Source organism: Streptomyces erythrochromogenes (assembly GCF_036170895.1).
Classification (GTDB): Bacteria; Actinomycetota; Actinomycetes; order Streptomycetales; family Streptomycetaceae; genus Streptomyces; species Streptomyces erythrochromogenes.
The window spans coordinates 3971778-3991440 of sequence record NZ_CP108036.1; the positions used below are offsets into that span (position 1 = coordinate 3971778).

Annotated in this window: 19 protein-coding genes and 1 pseudogene; 9 read left to right on the top strand and 11 right to left on the bottom strand. The window is 73.0% G+C overall.

Going from position 1 to position 19663, the window contains the following annotated elements; all coding sequences use genetic code 11:
- Window positions 1-84 precede the first annotated feature (84 nt).
- Together OHA91_RS17885 and OHA91_RS17890 are read left to right on the top strand one after the other, a co-directional pair.
- Complete coding sequence (locus tag OHA91_RS17885) at window positions 85-1896, top strand: S9 family peptidase (protein ID WP_328739612.1); 1812 nt, start codon at window positions 85-87, stop codon at window positions 1894-1896.
- Window positions 1897-1933: 37 nt separating this feature from the next.
- Window positions 1934-2749, top strand: a complete 816-nt coding sequence (locus tag OHA91_RS17890) for an SURF1 family protein (protein WP_031147558.1) — start codon at window positions 1934-1936, stop codon at window positions 2747-2749.
- Here OHA91_RS17890 and OHA91_RS17895 read toward each other — a convergent pair.
- The 7 genes from OHA91_RS17895 to OHA91_RS17925 all read right to left on the bottom strand — a co-directional run bounded on the left by OHA91_RS17895 (window position 2716) and on the right by OHA91_RS17925 (window position 8847).
- Window positions 2716-3810: a hypothetical protein gene (locus OHA91_RS17895; RefSeq protein ID WP_266499021.1), complete on the bottom strand. Its 1095-nt coding sequence runs from the start codon at window positions 3808-3810 to the stop codon at window positions 2716-2718. The two genes, OHA91_RS17890 and OHA91_RS17895, sit on opposite strands and share 34 nt — an antisense overlap.
- A complete protein-coding gene (locus OHA91_RS17900; RefSeq protein WP_381623819.1) occupies window positions 3807-4541 on the bottom strand; it encodes a SigE family RNA polymerase sigma factor in 735 nt (244 codons plus the stop codon). Before OHA91_RS17900 ends, OHA91_RS17895 begins: the two co-directional genes overlap by 4 nt.
- Window positions 4542-4710: 169 nt before the next feature.
- Window positions 4711-5787: an aspartate-semialdehyde dehydrogenase gene (locus tag OHA91_RS17905; protein ID WP_328739613.1), complete on the bottom strand. Its 1077-nt coding sequence runs from the start codon at window positions 5785-5787 to the stop codon at window positions 4711-4713.
- Window positions 5784-7058, bottom strand: coding sequence for an aspartate kinase (locus OHA91_RS17910; RefSeq protein ID WP_031147550.1), 1275 nt, complete (start codon window positions 7056-7058; stop codon window positions 5784-5786). Before OHA91_RS17910 ends, OHA91_RS17905 begins: the two co-directional genes overlap by 4 nt.
- A gap of 120 nt (window positions 7059-7178) precedes the next feature.
- Complete coding sequence (locus tag OHA91_RS17915) at window positions 7179-7826, bottom strand: DUF5063 domain-containing protein (RefSeq protein WP_031147547.1); 648 nt, start codon at window positions 7824-7826, stop codon at window positions 7179-7181.
- Window positions 7819-8418, bottom strand: a complete 600-nt coding sequence (gene recR, locus OHA91_RS17920) for a recombination mediator RecR (RefSeq protein ID WP_030010802.1) — start codon at window positions 8416-8418, stop codon at window positions 7819-7821. The genes OHA91_RS17915 and recR overlap by 8 nt, the downstream gene beginning before the upstream one ends.
- 84 nt (window positions 8419-8502) lie before the next feature.
- Entirely contained in the window at window positions 8503-8847 is a 345-nt protein-coding gene (locus tag OHA91_RS17925; protein WP_078959136.1) for a YbaB/EbfC family nucleoid-associated protein, read from the bottom strand.
- Between the two features lie 290 nt (window positions 8848-9137).
- Here OHA91_RS17925 and OHA91_RS17930 point away from each other — a divergent pair, with 290 nt between their 5' ends.
- Window positions 9138-9884, top strand: a complete 747-nt coding sequence (locus tag OHA91_RS17930; RefSeq protein ID WP_031147543.1) for an SLATT domain-containing protein — start codon at window positions 9138-9140, stop codon at window positions 9882-9884.
- Window positions 9885-9948: 64 nt separating this feature from the next.
- On the opposite strand, the gene OHA91_RS17935 is transcribed toward OHA91_RS17930, so the two are convergent.
- The 3 genes from OHA91_RS17935 to OHA91_RS17945 form a co-directional block, all read right to left on the bottom strand.
- The gene (locus OHA91_RS17935; protein ID WP_031147541.1) at window positions 9949-10599 is read right to left on the bottom strand and encodes a hypothetical protein; all 651 of its coding nucleotides are present in this window, start codon (window positions 10597-10599) and stop codon (window positions 9949-9951) included.
- A 77-nt stretch (window positions 10600-10676) separates the two neighbouring features.
- The gene (locus OHA91_RS17940) at window positions 10677-11360 is read right to left on the bottom strand and encodes a GntR family transcriptional regulator (RefSeq protein WP_031147539.1); all 684 of its coding nucleotides are present in this window, start codon (window positions 11358-11360) and stop codon (window positions 10677-10679) included.
- 198 nt (window positions 11361-11558) lie between these two features.
- Window positions 11559-12917 carry an aspartate aminotransferase family protein gene (locus OHA91_RS17945; protein ID WP_031147537.1) on the bottom strand — a complete coding sequence of 453 codons (1359 nt, stop codon included), beginning with the start codon at window positions 12915-12917 and terminating at the stop codon, window positions 11559-11561.
- A gap of 333 nt (window positions 12918-13250) precedes the next feature.
- Between OHA91_RS17945 and OHA91_RS17950 the strand changes: the two genes are divergently transcribed.
- The 4 genes and pseudogenes from OHA91_RS17950 (at window position 13251) to OHA91_RS17965 (ending at window position 16658) form a co-directional block, all read left to right on the top strand.
- On the top strand, window positions 13251-13880 hold the full coding sequence (locus tag OHA91_RS17950) for a DJ-1/PfpI family protein (protein WP_031147535.1): 630 nt from the start codon (window positions 13251-13253) through the stop codon (window positions 13878-13880).
- A pseudogene (locus tag OHA91_RS17955) lies at window positions 13873-14346 on the top strand (MarR family winged helix-turn-helix transcriptional regulator); the annotation flags it as partial. The gene OHA91_RS17950 and the pseudogene OHA91_RS17955, both read left to right, overlap by 8 nt.
- 270 nt (window positions 14347-14616) lie before the next feature.
- A complete protein-coding gene (locus OHA91_RS17960; RefSeq protein ID WP_031147531.1) occupies window positions 14617-16188 on the top strand; it encodes a serine/threonine-protein kinase in 1572 nt (523 codons plus the stop codon).
- 80 nt (window positions 16189-16268) lie between these two features.
- The gene (locus OHA91_RS17965; RefSeq protein WP_031147529.1) at window positions 16269-16658 is read left to right on the top strand and encodes a nuclear transport factor 2 family protein; all 390 of its coding nucleotides are present in this window, start codon (window positions 16269-16271) and stop codon (window positions 16656-16658) included.
- 55 nt (window positions 16659-16713) lie between these two features.
- On the opposite strand, the gene OHA91_RS17970 is transcribed toward OHA91_RS17965, so the two are convergent.
- Window positions 16714-17205 (bottom strand): HIT family protein, encoded by a 492-nt coding sequence (locus OHA91_RS17970; RefSeq protein WP_328739615.1) that lies wholly within the window; start codon window positions 17203-17205, stop codon window positions 16714-16716.
- A gap of 214 nt (window positions 17206-17419) precedes the next feature.
- On the opposite strand from OHA91_RS17970, the gene OHA91_RS17975 reads away from it, so the two are divergent.
- Window positions 17420-18475, top strand: a complete 1056-nt coding sequence (locus OHA91_RS17975; RefSeq protein WP_328739616.1) for an alpha/beta hydrolase — start codon at window positions 17420-17422, stop codon at window positions 18473-18475.
- The gene (locus OHA91_RS17980; RefSeq protein ID WP_031147525.1) at window positions 18468-19658 is read left to right on the top strand and encodes an acyltransferase family protein; all 1191 of its coding nucleotides are present in this window, start codon (window positions 18468-18470) and stop codon (window positions 19656-19658) included. The genes OHA91_RS17975 and OHA91_RS17980 overlap by 8 nt, the downstream gene beginning before the upstream one ends.
- Window positions 19659-19663 lie beyond the last annotated feature (5 nt).

Genomic DNA, 19663 nt, shown 5'->3' on the forward strand with positions numbered 1-19663 from the left:
CGTTCCTCCTTGGAGTACGGGTTCCACTGTGCGCCCGTTCGGAGCAGTCGGCATCCCGGGGGCGGCTGCGGCCACAATGGGCGCATGACCAGCGACAGCGAGATCACCCCCGAGACGCCCGACTGGGAGAAGAGGTTCCGTGCGCCGCGCGTCGGGCTGCCCGACTGGGCCGAGGACGCCCCGGACCGTTCGCTCTTCGTCTCCAACGCGACCGGCACCTTCGAGATCTACGCCTGGGACCGCGCCACCGGCCTGCAGCGGCAGGCCACCGACCGCCCCAACGGCACCACCGACGGCACCCTCTCCCCCGACGGCGAGTGGATCTGGTGGTTCTCCGACACCGACGGCGACGAGTTCGGCACGTGGGTGCGCCAGCCCTTCGCGGGCGGCCCCGACGAACCGGCCACCCCCGGCCTGGAGCCCTCGTACCCGGCGGGGCTGGCCATCGGGCGCGACGGCACCACCGTCGTCGGGCGCTCCACGGACGAGGACGGCTCGACCATCCACGTGGTCCGCCCGGACCGCTCCGAGCCCACGGTGGTCTACCGGCACCGGGAGTCCGCCGGCGTCGGCGACCTGTCGCACGACGGCACCCTGCTGGCCGTCGAGCACACCGAGCACGGCGACGCGATGCACTCCGCCCTGCGCGTCCTCACCCTCGACGGGACCACCGTCGCCGAGCTGGACGACTCCCGCGGCGGGACCGAGGAGCTCGGCCTGGAGGTGCTCGGCTTCGCCCCGGTCGCGGGCGACACGCGGCTGCTCATCGGCCACCAGCGGCGCGGCCGCTGGGAGCCGCTGGTGTGGGACGTGGCCACCGGCGCCGAGCAGGAGCTCGCGATCGACCTGCCGGGCGACGTCAGTGCCGAGTGGTACCCGGACGGCTCCGCGCTGCTGGTCGCGCACAGCTTCGAGGCGCGCAGCGAGCTGTGGCGCTACGACCTGGCCGCGGGGGAGCTCGTGCGCGTGGACACGCCGCCGGGGACGGTGTCGGGGGCCACCGCGCGGCCCGACGGGACGGTGGAGTACCTCTGGTCCTCGGCCGCCGAGCCCTCGGCGGTACGGTCCACCGCGGGCGGCGTCGTCCTGGACCCGCCGGGCCCCCGGCCGCCGGGCTCGGTGGCCGTGGAGGACGCCTGGGTGGAGGGTCCGGGCGGCCGGATCCACGCGCTCGTACAGCGCCCGGCGGGCCACGGCGACGGCCCCTTCCCGACGATCTTCGAGATCCACGGCGGGCCGACCTGGCACGACAGCGACGCCTTCGCCGCGACCCCGGCTGCCTGGCTGGACCACGGCTTCGCGGTGGTCCGGGTCAACTACCGGGGCTCGACGGGCTACGGCCGCGAGTGGACCGACGCCCTCAAGCACCGGGTCGGCCTGATCGAGCTGGAGGACATCGAGGCGGTCCGCGCGTGGGCGGTCTCGTCGGGCCTCGCGGACCCGGAGCGGCTCGTGCTGTCGGGCGGCTCCTGGGGCGGGTACCTGGCGCTGCTGGGCCTTGGCACGCAGCCCGACGCCTGGGCCGTGGGGCTGGCCGCCGTACCGGTCGCGGACTACGTGACGGCCTACCACGACGAGATGGAGGCGCTGAAGGCCCTGGACCGCACCCTCTTCGGCGGTACGCCGGAGGAGGTCCCGGACCGGTTCGAGGCGTCCTCCCCGCTGACGTACGTGGACGAGGTGAAGGCCCCGGTGCACATCGCGGCCGGCGTGAACGACCCGCGCTGCCCGATCCGGCAGATCGACAACTACGTGGACCGGCTCGCGGCGCGCGGGGCGGTGCACGAGGTGTACCGGTACGACGCGGGGCACGGTTCGCTGGTCGTGGAGGAGCGGATCAAGCAGGTCCGGATGGAGCTGGAGTTCGCGCTGAAGCACCTGCCCGCCCGACCCTGAGGACCGGTGGCCGGTGCACCCCCCGTACCGTGGTGGGGTGCACCGGTTTCTCCTGACCCCGCGCTGGTGGGGGATCAACGTCTTCGTCGCGCTCGCGGTCCCCTTCTGCCTGTTCATGGGGTCCTGGCAGCTCGGCCGGTTCGAGGCGCGTGTCGACAGCCACCGGGAAGCGACCGCCGAGCGGCCCGTCGACCAGGTGGCCGCCCCTCTGGACTCGCTGCTGCCGGTCGACACGGAGACCTCCGGACGGCTGGCTTCCGCGTCCGGGGAGTACGCCGAGCAGATGCTGGTGCCCGAGCGGCGGCTCGACGGCGCGTCCGGCTTCTACGTCCTGACGCTGCTGAAGACCGACTCCGGCAAGACCCTCCCGGTGGTCCGGGGCTGGCTGCCGGGCACGGCGGACCCCGCGAAGGCGCCGGCCGCGCCGACGGGCCGGGTCGAGGTGTCCGGGGCCCTGCAGGCCTCGGAGAACTCGGGCACCAAGGGGGTCCACGCGCAGGGCGGTCTGCCCGCCGGGCAGCTCGGCGTGATCGCCGCGGCCACGCTGGTCAACATCGTCCCGCACGACCTGTACGACGCCTGGCTGACGGTGCAGACCCCGGTGGACGGGATGCTTCCGGTACCCGCGCAGGCGCCGACGAACACCGGGCTGGACCTCAAGGCCTTCCAGAACCTCGGCTACACCGGCGAGTGGTTCGTCTTCGTCGCCTTCGTGCTCTTCATGTGGTTCCGGCTCTACCGCCGCGAGGTGGAGACGCTGCGCGACGCGGAGGCGGGCCTCGTCGACCCGGCCGACCCCGCCGACCCCGCCGCGCAGGATCAGTCGTCGATCGGGATCGCACCCGTCCGGTAGACCGTGCCGCCGCAGGCGTCGGGGATCGACGTCCGCGTCGTCGGGGCGCCGCCCGTCGGGGGGGTGTGGGTCACCTCGACGACGCTCGGCGCCTGGGGCGTGCCCGTCTGGGGTTCCGACGCGGCACCGCTGCCGGGATCGCCCGAAGTGCCCGCCGAGCCGGTCTGCGGCGGCTTGACGCTCCCGTCCGCGCCGTTCGCCGCGCAGGGCTCGCCCGGCGGCACCCACGCGAAGCGGACCTCGTAGGACTTGTTCGGCGGGAGCACCACCACCGACGCCTCCGCCGACGGGTCGGGCAGCAGCCCGCTGCCCGGGCCGCCCGCGGTGTGGCCGACCACGGCGACCCCGGAGCCCGGAACGAGCGTCGCGACGGGCGCGGAGGCCGCGGTCACGGTGTCCCGGCCGGTGACGGCACAGCCCTGCGCGGAGACGTTGGTGACCCGGAAGCCGCCGGCCACCCGGCCGTCGCCCTCCGGGTTGCGCACGAAGCCCACGACGCCCAGCTGCTCGGCACCGCATCCGGGCACGCCCGGGGCGGCCACCGGCGGCATCGGGCCCGTGCCCGCCGCAGAACCGGCCGCGGAACCGGCCGGTCCGCCGGAGGCGCCGGTGCCCGCCGGGCCCGATGTCGAGCCGCCGGCCGTGGCGCCGCCCTGCGAGGGGTCCGGCTGCCCGGTGGCGCCGCCCGCATCCGGGGCGCCGCTGTGGGAGCCGCCGGCCTTCGGGTAGGCCCCGTATCCGTTCTGGTGCGGGTCGGACGCGCCGCCCTGCTTGTCGCCGGCGTGCGCCTCGTGCCCGGCCATGGCGTGGCGGTCCGCGGCCGTTCCCTCGCCGCCCGCCAGGTGCAGGGCGGCCGGGATCGCGGTGCCCGCGAGCAGCGCGGCCGCGGCCGCGCCGACGACGGCCCGGCGCCTGCGGGCCCGCCGCCGCGCGGGAACGGCGTGCAGGATGCGCTCCAGCGCGTCCTCGGAGGGCTGGAGGCCCTCGACGGCCCCGTGCAGGAGGATCCGCAGCTCGTCTTCGCCGCCCGCGCCGGCCGGCGCCGTGTGGTCGTCCATCATGACTGCGCAGCCTCCATCGCCACCCGCAGCGCGGCAATACCCCGCGATCCGTACGCCTTGACCGAGCCGAGCGATATCCCCAGCGTCTCGGCGACCTGGGATTCCGTCATGTCCGCGAAGTAGCGCAGCACCAGCACCTCGCGCTGGCGACGCTGGAGTCCGCGCATCGCCTTGATCAGGTCGTCCCGTTCCAGCTGGTCGTACGCGCCCTCTTCGGCGCTCGCCATGTCCGGCATGGGCTTCGACAGCAGCTTGAGGCCGAGGATGCGCCGGCGCAGGGCTGACCGCGAGAGGTTCACGACGGTCTGGCGCAGGTACGCCAGGGTCTTCTCGCGGTCGCGGACCCGGTTGCGTGCCGAGTGCACGCGGATGAACGCCTCCTGCACCACGTCCTCGCAGGAGGCGGTGTCGTCGAGGAGCAGCGCGGCGAGGCCGAGGAGCGAGCGGTAGTGCGCCTGGTAGGTCGCCGTGAGGTGGTCGACGGTGGTACCGGCCACCACCTCGGCCGTCTCGTCCTTGCCGGTCGCCTCCGCCTCAGCGCTGTCGCGCTGCGCGGGCACGAGGCCGCCCGGGACCGGTGCGGCGGACCGTGCGGGGGCCTCCGGGGTCCCCGTCGGCGGGACGGGAACGATCACGGGGAGACCGCCGCCGGGCGTGCGGAAATCCCGGCGCGGCGGGAGGATCCCCGTGCGTGCCGGTAGGACGGCCAGTTCGAGCAGTGCCTCTGCCACGCCTGTAGGACACGCGTCCCCCCGTCAGGGTTGTACGCGCGTGGAAGCCTCAACAGAGAAATCCGTATTGCGCTCATGCGTACCCGCTCTTCCCGATTGCCCCGTCCAGCGAAACGGCAGTCGGGCCATCACCTTGATCAAGGGATCGGCACCGATCCTACAAAGCGAATTACGCAAATTCACCTGCGATCAGTTCCGCGATCCGTGTGGCATTCAGCGCCGCCCCCTGGCGGAGATTGTCTGCGCACACGAAGAACTCCAGCGCGTAGGGGTCGTCGAGCGAGGCCCGCACCCGCCCCACCCAGGCCGGATCCGTCCCGGCGGCGTCCACGGGGGTGGGGAACTCCCCCGCCGCGGGGTCGTCCACGAGCACCACGCCGGGCGCGGCCTCCAGGATCTCCCGGGCGTGCGCGGCCTTCACCTCGTTCTCGAAGCCGGCCCGCACGGTCAGCGAGTCACCGGTCAGCACCGGCACCCGTACGCAGGTCACCGACACCGGGAGCGTCTCCAGCTGGAGGATCCGGCGCGTCTGTGCCCGCACGGCCAGCTCGTGCGAGGACCAGCCGTCCTCGTTCAGCTCGCCGCACCACGGGACCACGTTGAGTGCCAGGGGGGCCGCGAAGGGGCCGGTGTCATCGCCCACGGCACGGCGGACGTCGCCGGGCTGCTCGCCCAGGGAGGTCCCGACGACCAGCGACAGCTGGCGGCGCAGCGCCTCGGATCCGGCCCGGCCGGCCGCGCTCGCCGCCTCGTACGTGGAGACGGCCAGCTCGGTCAGTCCGTACTCGGCGTGCAGCGCGCCCAGGGAGGCGATCATCGCGGCGGTGACGGTGTCCGGGGCGGCGACGATCCCTCGCGGCCGGATCCGCGCCGCGTGGGCGTTGATCTCGGGCACCACGAGCGGCACCTCGGGATCGTCCCGGAAGGCGGCGGACTGGTCGACGACGGCCGCGCCGCGCGCGGTGACGACGGGCGCCCACCGGGCCGAGACCTCGGCCGGGGTCAGGAAGAGCGCTACGTCGCCCGGCCCGAGGCCGTCGAAGGCGTCCTCGGTGAGGGCGAGCACCTCGCACTCCTGCCCTCGGACGGACAGCATGCGGCCGGCCGAGCGCCCGGAGGCGATCAGGCGTATGTCGCCCCAGACGTCCGCCCGCTGGGACAGCATCCGGAGCAGGACCGAACCGACTGCTCCGGTCGCCCCGACGACGGCGAGTGCCGGAGCCGGGGTCGACCGGGGGGCGGTCATCGGCCGGTGCCTCCGTAGACGACGGCCTCGTCGCTGTCGGAGTCCAGGCCGAAGGCCGTGTGCACGGCGCGGACGGCCTCGTTGACGTCGTCCTGGCGGGTCACGACCGAGATGCGGATCTCCGAGGTGGAGATCAGCTCGATGTTGACGCCCGCGTCGGACAGCGCCTGGAAGAACGAGGCGGTGACGCCCGGGTTCGTCTTCATGCCGGCGCCGACCAGGGAGATCTTGCCGATCTGGTCGTCGTAGCGCAGGGAGTCGAAGCCGATCGCGCCCTTCGCCTTCTCCAGGGCGTCGATGGCCTTGTGGCCCTCGGCCTTGGGGAGCGTGAAGGAGATGTCGGTGAGGCCAGTCGAGGCCGCGGAGACGTTCTGCACGATCATGTCGATGTTGATCTCGGCGTCCGCGATGGCGCGGAAGATCGCCGCGGCCTCGCCCGGCTTGTCCGGGACGCCGACGACCGTGATCTTGGCTTCGGAGACGTCGTGAGCGACTCCGGAGATGATGGCGTGCTCCACCTGCTCGTCCCCTTGCGGATTCTCGTTGCTGACCCAGGTGCCCGGAAGTCCCGAGAAGGACGACCGGACGTGGATCGGGATGTTGTATCGGCGTGCGTACTCGACACAGCGGTGCAGCAGCACCTTGGAACCGGAAGCCGCCAGCTCCAGCATGTCCTCGGAGGAGATCCAGTCGATCTTCCGGGCCTTCTTCACGACGCGGGGGTCCGCGGTGAAGACGCCGTCGACGTCGGTGTAGATCTCGCAGACCTCGGCGTCCAGCGCCGCGGCGAGCGCCACGGCGGTGGTGTCCGAGCCGCCGCGGCCCAGGGTGGTGATGTCCTTGGAGTCCGCGGACACGCCCTGGAAACCGGCGACGATGGCGATGTTGCCCTCGTCCAGCGCGGTGCGGATACGGCCCGGCGTGACATCGATGATGCGCGCTTTGTTGTGGACCGAGTCGGTGATGACGCCTGCCTGGCTACCGGTGAACGACTGGGCCTCGTGGCCCAGGTTTTTGATCGCCATGGCCAGCAGGGCCATGGAGATCCGCTCTCCGGCGGTCAGCAGCATGTCGAATTCGCGCCCGGCAGGCATCGGGGAAACCTGCTCGGCGAGATCGATCAGCTCGTCCGTCGTGTCGCCCATCGCGGACACCACGACCACCACTTGGTGGCCGTTCTTCTTGGCGTCCACGATCCGCTTGGCGACGCGCTTGATGCCCTCGGCATCGGCTACGGAGGAGCCTCCGTACTTCTGCACGACAAGGCCCACGTGCGCTCCTCGCTCAGTCCGTCTCATTGCTGGTGCAGTCTAACGAGCGACCGGGATCCGACCGCCTCGTACCACATCATGAGACGAACAGATCAAACTCCGGGTTCCCGCGCCGGAGGATCACTTGCGGCCCAGGCCGCCGAGCTCCTCCGCCATCACCTGTCCGGCCTGCTCCGCGAGGTCGTCCTCGGTCAGGTCCTCGTCCGTGTCCAGGCCGTCCAGGGCCGCCAGCGGCTGGTTCAGGCGCACGTGCGAGATCAGGGACTGGAGGGCGCGCAGCGTCGCCGAGGCCGTCGGGCCCCAGTTGGTGAAGTACGAGAACTGCCACCACCACAGCGCCTCCGTGATGCGGCCCGCCTGGTGGTGGATGAGGCCGTGCCGCAGGTCGGCGACCACATCGGCCAGGTCGTCGGAGATCCGGTGGGCGACGGGGGCCTTGCGCGGCTCGTACGGGTCGAAGACCTCGGAGTAGACGTCGACCGGCTCCAGCATGATCGCGAACCGCTCGCGCAGGTCGTCGACGTCCGGCTCGGGGCCCAGGTCGGGCTCGTAGCGCTCGTCGGGCAGCACGTCCTGGTACGCGCCCAGCCGGCCGCCCGCCAGCAGCAGCTGGGACACCTCCAGGAGGAGGAAGGGCACCGCGCTGTCCGGGTCCTCGCCCTTGGCGACCTCGGTGACCGCGACGATGAACGACTCGATCTGGTCCGCGATCGAGGCGGCGAAGTCGTCCGGATCCTGGCCGAGAGCGTGCAGCGTTGCGTCAGACATCGAGAAGTCGCCTTCCTTCAAAGGCCCGCCCCAGCGTGACCTCGTCCGCGTACTCCAGATCTCCCCCGACGGGGAGCCCGCTGGCCAGGCGGGTGACCTTCAGGCCCATGGGCTTGATCATGCGGGCGAGGTAGGTGGCGGTCGCCTCGCCCTCCAGGTTCGGGTCGGTGGCGAGGATCAGCTCGGTCACCTCGCCGTCCGCCAGGCGCGCCAGCAGCTCGCGGATCCGCAGGTCGTCCGGGCCGACGCCCTCGATCGGGCTGATCGCGCCGCCGAGGACGTGGTACTTGCCCCGGAACTCGCGGGTCCGCTCGATCGCGACCACGTCCTTCGGCTCCTCGACGACACAGATGACCGTCGTGTCCCGGCGCGGGTCGCGGCAGATGCCGCACCGCTCCTCCTGCGCCACGTTCCCGCACACGGCGCAGAACCGGACCTTGTCCTTGACCTCGAGCAGCGCGTGCGCGAGGCGGCGGACGTCGGTGGGCTCGGCCTGCAGGATGTGGAAGGCGATCCGCTGCGCGCTCTTGGGCCCGACGCCGGGCAGCCTGCCCAGTTCGTCGATCAGGTCCTGGACCACGCCTTCGTACAACGGACTGCCTTCTTTCGCTTTCGTCGGATGGAATCGGACGGGATCGGTTGGGATCGGATGGGAGAGGACCGGGGGAGGGTACTGCTAGAACGGCAGCCCGGGAATCCCGCTGCCGCCGCCCAGGCCCTGCGCGAGGGGGCCCAGCTTCTCCTGCTGGAGCGCCTGGGCGTTCTCGTTGGCGGCTTGGACCGCCGCGACCACCAGGTCGGCGAGCGTCTCCGTGTCCTCCGGGTCCACGGCCTTCGGGTCGATCACCAGCGCGCGCAGCTCACCGGAGCCGGTGACGGTCGCCTTGACCAGGCCGCCGCCGGCCTGGCCTTCGACCTCGGTCCGCGCCAGCTCCTCCTGCGCCGCAGCGAGGTCCTGCTGCATCTTCTGGGCCTGCTGGAGCAGCTGCTGCATGTTGGGCTGGCCACCACCGGGAATCACAGGGCACTCACTTCCGTACGTCGGTACCGTCGGGACCTCTGCGACCCCGAGACCTTCGGAACGCTTGGTCAATCCGAGCCTACGTGCTCCCCGGGCGCCGCGCCCTACGCCGTGAGGACCAACTCTTTCGAGTGAGAGTCGGGGCCTACGCGTACCTGATGGAGACCTCCTTGCGAGCGGAAATCCCGGGATTCGTTGTCCATCGCCCGTCATTCGAAGGTAGGAAGAGCATGCGCATCATTGCGCACACGCGCACCACCACACGTCAGCGCAGGCAGAGGGAGTGCCGGGTGAGCCAGCCGGAGATGCAGCCCGAGGGGCCACCCCGGGATCCCCGGGAGGAGGGCGGCGGGGCGATGGCGGCGGGCGATCTGACCGGTCGGCCCTTTCCCCTCGGGGACTGGGGGGAGCCCGCCGAGCGGCTCGACGAGCTCTACCGGCGGGTCGAGGCGGACGCGCTGCGCACGGCCGAGTGGTACCTGTCCGACCGGGCGTGGAAGCGCCGCGGGGCGCGCGTACTGCGCGTCGGCGCGGCCCTGGGCGCCGTCACGGGCGCCGCGATGCCGGTGCTGGAGCTGACGGGCTCGGCGCCGGGCGGATCGACGTACGGGTACCTGGCACTGCTGCTGGGCGCGGCCGCGCTGGCCTGCGACCGGTTCTTCGGGCTGACGTCGGGGTGGATGCGGGACGTGGCCACGGCCCAGGCGGTGCAGCGCAGGCTCCAGACCCTCCAGTTCGACTGGGCTTCGGAGAACGTCCGCGAGGTGCTCGGGCCCACCGAGGGCACCGCCAGCGAGGCCGCCGAGCGCTGCCTGACCGTGCTGCGCCGCTTCTCCGAGGACATCACGGAGCTGGTGCGGTCGGAGACGGCGGACTGGATGGTGGAGTTCCGGGCCGGGCCCGCGCCGCTGGTGATGCAGTCGCTGGGGGCCTCCGGGGGGCGCACGGACGCCTACGTCCCGCCGGCCCGCTTCCCGCTGCCGCCGGGCACCCGCCCGAACATGCCGCGCCAGCGGCCCCCGGAGCAGCCCCGCTGAGCCTGTGGTGCGGGCGGGGCGGTGCCGCCCCGCCCACCGGTGACAGGTACGTGCCGTGACCGGCTCAGCTGAAGATGATCATCGAGCCCTGTCCGAGACTGCGCGTCGCCGCCGCGTGCAGTCCCAGCCAGACGTGCCGCTCGCGGGCGAAGGGACTGCCGTCGTACGGGATGGGTCCCGCCGGCTCCTCCAGCGACGTCGGCCGCCCCGGCGGCGCCGGCGCCGCGGGCGGGTTCCCCGGATCTATCCCGATGGCGGGAGCGACGAACAGCAGCTCCCGCAGGAGCCCGTGGGCGGACCCCAGCGGCCCGCCGCCGGCCAGCAGCTCCTCGTTCGCCAGGGGCGCCGCGAAGTCGACGGGCACGTACGCGCCCGCGTGGTCGTAGTGCCACACCAGGTGCGACTGCTGCGCGGTGGGCTCGAACATCTCCAGCAGCTGTTCGTAGTCCCCGCCCAGTTCGTCCACCGGGGTCACCGGCAGGCCGCAGAGCTGGAGCAGGTAGGCCCGTCTCAGGAAATGCAGGGCGTCGTAGTCGAAACCGGCGACCGGGGCGACGTCCCCGCTCAGACCCGGCATGTACGCGAACACGGGCACGGACGGGAGTCCGGCCTCACCCAGCGCCTTGTCGTACGAGGCGATCTCTTCCGCGAAGGGGTTGTCGGGGCTGTGGCACAGCACGTCGACAAGGGGGACCAGCCACAGGTCACAGGCCACACGGCCTCCGATCAGTCGTTGTCGCCGATCAGGCCAGCGTAGTGCGCCGGACACCCTCCGCGAAGGGGTGCGCAGAACTAGGGGGCCGCAGGGGCTCGGAGGCGCTCGGCCCAGGCCAGCGCGTGCTCGTTGTAGCCGTGCACGATGCGGCGTACCGCGTCGGCGTCCGCCAGGGTCACGGCGTCCACCAGATCGCCGTGCCCGTCCCAGAGGGCTTCCCGCAGCTGCGGCTCGCGCTGGAGGTGGGGGACGGCGAAGACCCAGCACTGCACGCGGATGCGGTGCAGGAACTCGGTGATGTAGGTGTTGGCGACCAGGCCGCTCAGTTCCCGCCAGAAGCGCAGGTCGTAGCCGATCAGTACCTCCAGGGAGCCGCTCTGGGCCGCCCTGCGCGCCTCCTCGCCCCGGCGGCGCACCGACACCAGCATCTCGCCGGAGCCGGGGGCGGTGCCCCGCTCGGCGAGCCTGCGGAAGATGCCGTCCACGACCAGCGAACGGGCCTCGATCATGCCGCGGAAGTCGTCGACCGAGAAGATCCGCACGCGGAAGCCGCGGTGCTGGACCAGTTCCAGCAGCCCCTGGGCCGAGAGGTCCACGAGCGCCTCGCGGACCGGGGTCGCGGAGACCTCGTACTGCTCGGCTATCTGCTTCACGGTGAACTCGGTCCCCGGAGGCAGGCGTCCCGCGAGCACCTCGTCACGCAGCGCGTCCGCGATCTGCTGGCGAAGTGTGTTGCGGGTGACAGCTCCGCTGCCTGGCATAGGGGTCCGTCTCCTGTCGTAGAGCTCCGGACACCATAGGCCAGACAGCGAGGCCGAAACCGGACGGTTGGTGGGGGTTATGTGCGGATCCGACCCCCGCGAGGACGAGAATCACACCGGCGCCAACCGGCCACCCCCGCCGTCACCGCCGCCGTCACCGCCACCAGCCGTCAGTCCTTCAGTCGTCAGTCGGTCCGGTTACGCGGTGGTGTGGCGGTCGGCGACCGTCAGCGCCTCGTCCAGCAGGGCCAGGCCCTCCTTCGCCTCCGCCTCCGTGATGGTGCAGGCGGGGACGACGTGGGTCCGGTTCATGTTGACGAAGGGCCACAGCCCGGACGCCTTGCAGGCCGCGGCGAACTCGGCCATCGGGGCGTTGTCCGCACCGGCCGCGTTGTACGGGACGAGCGGCTCGCGCGTCTCCTTGTCCCGTACGAGCTCCAGGGCCCAGAAGGCGCCGAGGCCGCGGACCTCGCCGACCGAGGGGTGGCGCTCGGCGAGCTCCGCGAGCGCCGGGCCGATCACGTTCTCGCCGAGGTGGGCGGCGTGCTCGACGACGCCCTCCTCCTCCATCGTGTTGATCGTCGCGACGGCGGCGGCGCAGGCCAGGGGGTGGCCGGAGTACGTCAGTCCGCCCGGGTAGGGGCGGGTGGCGAAGGTCTCGGCGATGGCGGCCGAGATGGCCACGCCGCCGAGCGGCACGTAGCCGCTGTTGACGCCCTTGGCGAAGGTGATCAGGTCGGGGGTGACGCCCCAGTGGTCGGCGGCGAACCACGTGCCGGTTCGGCCGAAGCCGGCCATGACCTCGTCGAGGATGAAGACGATGCCGTGGCGGTCGCAGAGCTCGCGGACGCCCGCGAGGTAGCCGGCGGGCGGGACCATGATGCCCGCGGTGCCCGGCACGCTCTCCAGGATGATCGCCGCGATCGACTGCGGGCCCTCGAAGGCGATGGTGTCGGCGAGGTGGGCGAGCGCGCGCTCGCACTCCTCGGCCTCGGTGGTCGCGTGGAAGGCGGAGCGGTAGAGGTACGGGCCCCAGAAGTGCACGACGCCGGCGGCGGCCGTGTCGGACGGCCAGCGGCGCGGGTCGCCGGTCAGGTTGATCGCGGCGGCGGTGGCTCCGTGGTACGAGCGGTAGGTGGAGAGCACCTTGGCGCGGCCCGTGTGCAGACGGGCCATGCGGACGGCGTTCTCGACGGCCTCGGCGCCGCCGTTGGTGAAGAAGATCTTGTCCAGGTCACCGGGGGTCCGCTCGGCGATGAGGCGTGCGGCCTCGGAGCGGACGTCGACGGCGAAGCCCGGCGCGAGGGTGCAGAGCCGGGCGGCCTGCTCCTGGATCGCGGCGACGACCTTGGGGTGCTGGTGGCCGATGTTGGTGTTGACCAGCTGGGAGGAGAAGTCGAGGTATCGCTTGCCCTCGTAGTCCCAGAAGTAGGAGCCCTCGGCCCCCGCGACGGCGAGCGGGTCGATCAGGGCCTGGGCGGACCAGGAATGGAAGACGTGCTTCCGATCTGCGTCCTTCACGGCGGCAAGGGTGTGCGGGGTGGCATGAGGGGTCATGACGTCACGCTAGAAGTGCGCAGGTGGGGAGGGATATCGGCGGACTGTATGCGGGTGGCGGGCCGACCTCGGCAGTCTGTCTGCGCCCGTGGAGCACCCTTCCGAAGTATTGACAGCATCCTGTCGTTATGACAGTCTCTTGTCATAGGCGCTTTTCGTGGAGGCCCTCGCGGAAGCCGGTACGGACGGCTTGCGCGGCACACCCCACGAGCACCGTCGGCATCACAGGCACCGCAGGTACCACGCGCATCGTCTGCACCGCGCACCTCGGCACCTCGGCCACGGTGAGCGCCGCAGGCACCTGGCACCATCCGACGCTGGAGGCGAAACACCATGAGCGAGACCGCTCGCAAGCCCGTCCACCTCGCGGTCTACGACACCTACGCCGACTGGGAGACCGGCCACACCACCGCGCACCTCACCCAGCGCGGCCACGTCGTGCGGACGGTCGGCCTCGCCGCCGGAGCGCCGGTCACCACCATGGGCGGCATCCGCATCCAGCCTGACCTGGGCCTGGCCGATCTGCGACCGGAGGACTCCTCGCTACTGATCCTCACCGGGGCCTCCTTGTGGGACACGGGCGACGAGCTGGCGCCCTTCGCGGCGAAGGCGCGGGAGTTCCTGGCCGCCGGAGTGCCGGTCGCGGCGATCTGCGGCGCCACCGCCGGCCTCGCCCGCGAAGGCCTGCTGGACGACCGCGCCCACACCAGCGCGGCCTCCTTCTACCTGGCCGAACAGCCCGGCTACGGGGGCGCCGGGAACTACGTCGAGGCCGACGCGGTGACCGACGGGGACCTGATCACGGCGGGCCCGACGGAACCGGTCGCCTTCGCCCGCGAGGTCTTCGCCCGCCTGGACGTCTACAAGCCTGACGTCCTGGACGCCTGGTACGGGCTCTTCCACCACTCGGACGAGAGCGCGTACCCGGTCCTGATGGCGGCATCGGCGGCGGGCGATGCTTGAGCCGCCGCCGCTCGGGTCCCCCCGGACCCGGCAGGACCTGCTGAGCCGCACCGCACTCGGGGTGTTCCGGCTGAACGGCCAGTTCCTCTCCCTCTCCGAGGAGCTGGCGCGGCCCGCCGGGCTGACCGCCGCCTGGTGGCAGGTACTGGGAGCGGTGCTGCGGGAACCGCTGCCCGTCGCGGGGGTCGCCCGGAGCATGGGGATCACCCGGCAGAGCGTCCAGCGCATCGCGGACCTGCTCGTGGCCAAGGGCCTCGCGGAGTACGCGCCGAACCCGGCGCACCGGCGGGCCAAGCTGCTGCGCCCGACGGAGGAGGGCCGCGCGGCGGTGGACCGGATCGGTCCGGGCCACTCGGCCATGGCCGCCCGTCTGGCGGCGGAGCTGGGGGACACCGCCTTCGCGGAGACGGTCCGCGTCCTGGAGCGGCTCGCAGCGGCGCTGGACACGCTGCCCGCACCGCGCGACCCGTCCGACCCATCCGATTCGTCCGATCCATCTGATCCATCCGATACGTCCGAGTCAGCCGATCCGTCTGATCCACTCGGTCTTGCGGGTCCGTCCCGTCCGTCAGCCTGAGTACGCCGGGCCCGAACCTTCGCGGTTCGGGCCCGGTTCGGGTGCGGGACCGGTCAGGTGTTCGAGCCCGGCGAGGTCGACGGGGAGGCAACCGGCGAACCCCTCCAACCGTCCTTCCCAGCGGAGCTGTTCGGCCAGCAGGGGAAGGACCACCCGGCCATGGAACAACTGCATCCGCACGACCCGCACCGCATCGGCCCCTACCGCCTGTTGTCCCGGCTCGGCGCCGGCGGCATGGGCCAGGTCTACCTCGCCCGCTCCGACCGCGGCCGCACCGTCGCGGTCAAGCTGGTCCACCCCGGGCTCGCCGCCCTCGAGGAGTTCCGCATCCGCTTCCGCCAGGAGGTCGCCGCCGCCCGCCGGGTCGGCGGCGAATGGACCGCCCCGGTCCTGGACGCCGACACCGAGGCCGCGACCCCCTGGTTCGCCACCGGCTACGTCGCCGGGCCGAGCCTGCGCCGGGTCGTCGCCCACGGCTTCGGCCCGCTGCCGGACCGTTCCGTGCGGATCCTGGCTGCGGGCCTCGCGCACGCCCTCACGGACATCCACCGGGCCGGCATCGTCCACCGCGACCTGAAGCCCTCGAACGTCCTGATCACCCTCGACGGCCCCCGCGTCATCGACTTCGGCATCGCCCGCTGCCCCACCGGGTGCGGTGCCGGTCCGACCCGGGTCGGCGACGTCATCGGCTCCCCCGGTTTCATGGCCCCCGAGCAGATCCGCGGAGAGCCGGTGACCGCCGCGTGCGACGTCTTCTGCCTCGGCGCGGTCCTGGCGTACGCGGCCACCGGGCGCCTGCCCTTCGGCGACGCGGAGCACCCCGGCGGCCTGGCGGCGCTCCTGCTGCGCAGCACCGAAGCGGAACCCGACCTGGCCGGCGTACCGGCGGAACTGCTCGACCTCGTACGGGACTGCCTGCACAGGGATCCGGGCGCGCGGCCCGGGCCCGCCGAGGTACTGGCCCGGGTCGGCGCCGACGACACCGTGGCCGACGGGAGGGCCCTGGAGCCGTGGCTGCCGACCCCGCTGGTGGCCCGGCTCGGGCGGCACGCCGTAGAGCTGCTGGACCGCGAGGACGCCGGGCCGGACCGTGCGGTGCCGGCGCCGCCTCCGCTGCCGCCCTCCTACTCCGCGTACCCGCCGCTGGAACCGGAACCTCCGCCCAGGCCCTGGACGGCGTCCACGGCCCTGCTCCTCGCGGTGGCCGCGGTCGTGGCGGTCCTGTCCGCCGGCACGGTGTACGCGGTGATGAGCGGGGCCGAGGATCCGCGCCCGCCCGTCACGAGTCCCCGTACGCCGGTGGCGGCCGGCTCCGGATCGCCTTCCGCTTCGGCCTCCGCTTCGGCTCTGGGTTCCGCTTCGGGGTCCGCTTCAGGGTTCGCTTCGGGGTCCGCGCACGTGGCCGGGCTCCTCCCCGAGGCCTACGTCGGCACCTGGCAGGCCGTCCGCGGCAGCCAGACCTGGCGGCTCACGCTCACGCGCGGCGGAGTCGGCGAACAGGTGATGTCCCTGGACGTCCAGGACCCCGGATTCGCCTGCTCCTGGACCGCGGCCCTGCACGGCGCCCCCGGCCCCGACCCCGTGGAGCTGGACGCCTCCACCGTCACCTCCGGCGCCCCGCCGACCTGCACGGCGGGCGGCCGGAGCCGGCTGCGGCTGCTGCCCGACGGCGCCCTGCGCAGAGAGCTCGCGGGCAGTGACGGTCCCCCGCTCGACTACCGCAGGCAGTGACCCGCACCGTTTGTGTCGAGGTCAATAAGCCTGCAGGCAAAGCTTGTTGGTCAGGACAGCGCTGTCGGACACTGCGGCACATGGAGCCGTTGAGGGTAGTGGCACGACTGTGGGAGCGGATCGAGGCACGCGACTGGGAAGGCGTGGCCGGGCTCATCGCCGAGGACGCCGTCATCGAATGGCCCGTGAGCGCCGAGCGCATCGTCGGGCGCGCCAACTTCATCGCCGTGAACAGCGACGACGGCGACGCGGACGAGAAGCCCGTGAGAGTGCTCCGGATCCTGGCCGACGGGGACCACGTCGTCACCGAGGTGGAGGTGCCCCAGGACCACGTCCTCTACCGGGCCGTCTCCCTGTGGACCGTGCGCGACGGGGAGGTCGTGGAGGCGAGGGAGTACTGGACCAGCCCCGGCCAGGACCCCGCCCCGCGCTGGCGGGCGGGATTCGTCGAGCCCCTGGCGGCGGACTGAGGCCCGCGCTCACCGCTCACCGCTCACCGTCGCCACGCTTGGCCCGGCGCCCGGGTCAGGCCGTCGGCCCGGCCGGCCCGAGCCGGTCCAGCTCCTCGCCGATCGCCGCCCGCAGGGCGTCGTGGCGCGGAGCCAGCGCGTGCCGCTCGCCGCGCCAGCACTCCCGCTCGTACAGCCACACGGGCAGCCTGACGCGGTCGTCGGGTTCCCAGTCGTAGCGGGGCCAGATGTGGGCGTGGAGGTACGGGTCGGTGTTGCCGAGGATCTCGATGTTCACCCGGCGGAAGGCCGGGTCGAGCCGCGCGCAGGCCCGCTCGACGGCCTCGGCCAGCCGCTCCAGGTCGGCGAGGTACGCCGTCCTGCGGGGCCGGGGCAGGTCCGAGAGGCGGGTGACGGCCGGGTCGTCGGTCAGCAGCACCGAGTATCCGGGGAGGAACTGCCGGTCCCCGATGACCGCGAATCCGGTGTCGAGGCGGCGCAGGACGGTCGGGTTCACCCCGCGGTGCGCGCTGCCGATGCGGTCGAGACGCCAGTCGCTCTCTGTCACCGATGAACTCCAAGTTGCCTGATTTGGAAGGGCGTTGGGCGCCACGCCGGTGCGCACCGGTGCGGCGTCGTGCCTCTGAAGTATTTCCCGTCATACCTAAGAGCTACGTACGAACACGGCTCCGTGGCGGGACGCCGACCAGGGGCTCGGATTTCTAACTTCGGTAGCGGAGAGGGGCACTGACGCCCCTTCCGGGAGACCGAAGGAACACACCATGGCCACGGGGACGGCACGGACGGCGGACACGGCACGGGCCGCGGATGCGGTGAGCGCCAGGGAGGAAGACGGCGCGGGGGAGGCCGGGTTCGGCTCCGGGAGGCCGGACGGCGCGCGTGGCGGGCGGCTGCGCCGCACGCTGCTGGCCTCGCTGGTCGCGGCGGCCGTGATAGTTCCCGTGTCCGCCGCCGCCTCCGCGCAGGCACCCGCCCCGGCGCCCGCCGTGTTCGCCGAGGGCGCCCCGCCCCAGAGCCGCTATGCCGCCAACCGCGACAACATCGCCGAGGCGGTCCGGATGGCCCAGGACGCCGACCGCTCCGGCCGGGCCGGCCGGCTGCGGGCCATGGCGGCGGCCGGCACGGCACAGTTCCTCGCCTTCGACGGCCGCGGCGGGGGCCGGGCCGTCGAGGTGTTCGGCGAGCTGGAGACCGCCGACCGGATCGCCGTCCTGGTGCCCGGCTCGGACACCACCCTCGACACGTACGAGAGGTTCCGGTCCGGAGCGGTCGCCCTCCGGCAGCGCCTCCAGACCGGGCATGCGCGCACCGCCGTGGTTGCCTGGCTCGGGTACGACACCCCGGGCACGGTCAGCACGACCGTGCTGACCGCCGGCCGGGCGGACGAGGCCGCGGCCGAACTGGGGCCGTTCCTGGACCGGTTGCGGGACATGGCCGCGCCCGGTGCCCGGATCTCGCTGCTCTGCCACTCCTACGGCTCCGTCGTCTGCGCACGGACCGTGACGGGAGCCGCCGTCGGCGACGTGGTCCTCTTCGGCAGTCCGGGCACAGGGGCCGGATCCGCCCGGGAGCTGCCGACCGCGGCCCGGGTCTGGGCCGGCCGGGGCGGCGCCGACTGGATAGCCGGCGTGCCGCACGTCCGGCTCGGCGGACTCGGCTTCGGCACCGACCCGGTCGACCCCGCCTTCGGGGCGCGGGCCTTCGCCGCCGGATCCGGCGGCCACAGCGACTACCTCAAGCCGGGCACCCGGTCCCTCGACGCACTGGCGGCCATCGTCCTCGGCAGCGCTCCCGCCCAGGAGGCCGGGCATGCGTGAGCTCCGCGCCCGCTGGTCCGCTCTGGCGGCGGGTATCGACGCGGCCACGCCGGCCGGCCGGGACCGGGCCGTGGACGCGCTCCGGGCCCTCGCGATCCTCGGCGTGGTCCTCGGCCACTGGCTGGTCACCTCGCTGACCGCCGCCGACGGCGGTCTGCACGGCACCAGCCCGCTGGCGCACATGCCCTGGCTGGCCCCGGTTTCCTGGGTGTTCCAGACGCTGGCTGTCTTCTTCCTGGTCGGCGGCCATGTCGCAGCCCTCGGGTACGCCTCGGCGCGCGAGCGGGGCATCACGTACGGAGCCTGGGTCGGGCAGAGGCTGGGCAGGCTGTTCCGCCCGGTCGCCGCGGTGCTCGTCCTCTGGACGGTCGTGGCGGGCGGAATGCTCGTCGGTGGGGCGGAGTTCGACACCGTGCGGACGCTGGTGAAGCTGGTCCTGTCGCCGCTGTGGTTCCTGCTGGTGTTCGCCGCGCTGACCGCCTCGACTCCACTGGTGGCCCGGCTCGGCCCGGTGTGGCCGGCCGCCGTGGTGGCGGGCGTCGACCTGTGGCGCTTCGGGCTGGGCGGGCCGGAGTGGATCGGGTGGGTCAACGTGGCCGCGGGCTGGCTGGTCCCCTTCACGCTGGGCGCCGCGTGGTCGCGCGGAGCCCTCGCGCGGCGCGGCCGGCTGCTCCTCCTGGTCGGCGTCGCCGCCGCGGCCACCGCCGCGCTGGTCCTGTGGGGCGGGTATCCGGCCTCCATGGTGGGGGTGCCGGGGGCGGCCGTCTCGAACCTCAACCCGCCGACGCTGGCGGCGGTCGCGTTCGGACTGGCCCAGTGCGGGCTGGCCCTGCTGGCCCGCGACCGGCTGGCCCGGCTCATGCGCAGGCCGGCGGCCTGGGCGAAGGTGGCTCTGGTGAACCTCTCCGCCATGACGATCTTCCTATGGCACCAGACCGCCATGATGGCCGTCACCGCCCTCGGACTGCTGGTCCCGGCCCGCCTGCCCGGGCTGCACACCGCGCCCGACTCGGTGGGCTGGATAGTGGCCCGGGTGGGGTGGCTGCCGGTGTTCGCGGCCGCGCTGGGGCTGTGCTGGGCAGCGTTCCGCACCCACGAACAGGCCCGGGGTTCCCGGCCGGCCACGGTCACGGCCGCCCGCTCCGTGCCGGGCACTTCCGTCGAGGAGATCACCCATGCCTAGGCTGG

Excerpts from the sequence above, each read along its gene's own strand:
- OHA91_RS17915 (WP_031147547.1), bottom strand. The coding sequence starts at position 7,826 with ATGTCTGACGCAACGCTGCACGCTCTCGGCCAGGATCCGGACGACTTC.
- OHA91_RS17885 (WP_328739612.1), top strand. The coding sequence starts at position 85 with ATGACCAGCGACAGCGAGATCACCCCCGAGACGCCCGACTGGGAGAAG.
- OHA91_RS17945 (WP_031147537.1), bottom strand. The coding sequence starts at position 12,917 with ATGACCCCTCATGCCACCCCGCACACCCTTGCCGCCGTGAAGGACGCA.
- OHA91_RS17965 (WP_031147529.1), top strand. The coding sequence starts at position 16,269 with ATGGAGCCGTTGAGGGTAGTGGCACGACTGTGGGAGCGGATCGAGGCA.
- OHA91_RS17895 (WP_266499021.1), bottom strand. The coding sequence starts at position 3,810 with ATGATGGACGACCACACGGCGCCGGCCGGCGCGGGCGGCGAAGACGAG.
- OHA91_RS17905 (WP_328739613.1), bottom strand. The coding sequence starts at position 5,787 with ATGACCGCCCCCCGGTCGACCCCGGCTCCGGCACTCGCCGTCGTCGGG.
- OHA91_RS17960 (WP_031147531.1), top strand. The coding sequence starts at position 14,617 with ATGGAACAACTGCATCCGCACGACCCGCACCGCATCGGCCCCTACCGC.
- OHA91_RS17940 (WP_031147539.1), bottom strand. The coding sequence starts at position 11,360 with ATGCCAGGCAGCGGAGCTGTCACCCGCAACACACTTCGCCAGCAGATC.
- OHA91_RS17975 (WP_328739616.1), top strand. The coding sequence starts at position 17,420 with ATGGCCACGGGGACGGCACGGACGGCGGACACGGCACGGGCCGCGGAT.
- OHA91_RS17950 (WP_031147535.1), top strand. The coding sequence starts at position 13,251 with ATGAGCGAGACCGCTCGCAAGCCCGTCCACCTCGCGGTCTACGACACC.
- OHA91_RS17980 (WP_031147525.1), top strand. The coding sequence starts at position 18,468 with ATGCGTGAGCTCCGCGCCCGCTGGTCCGCTCTGGCGGCGGGTATCGAC.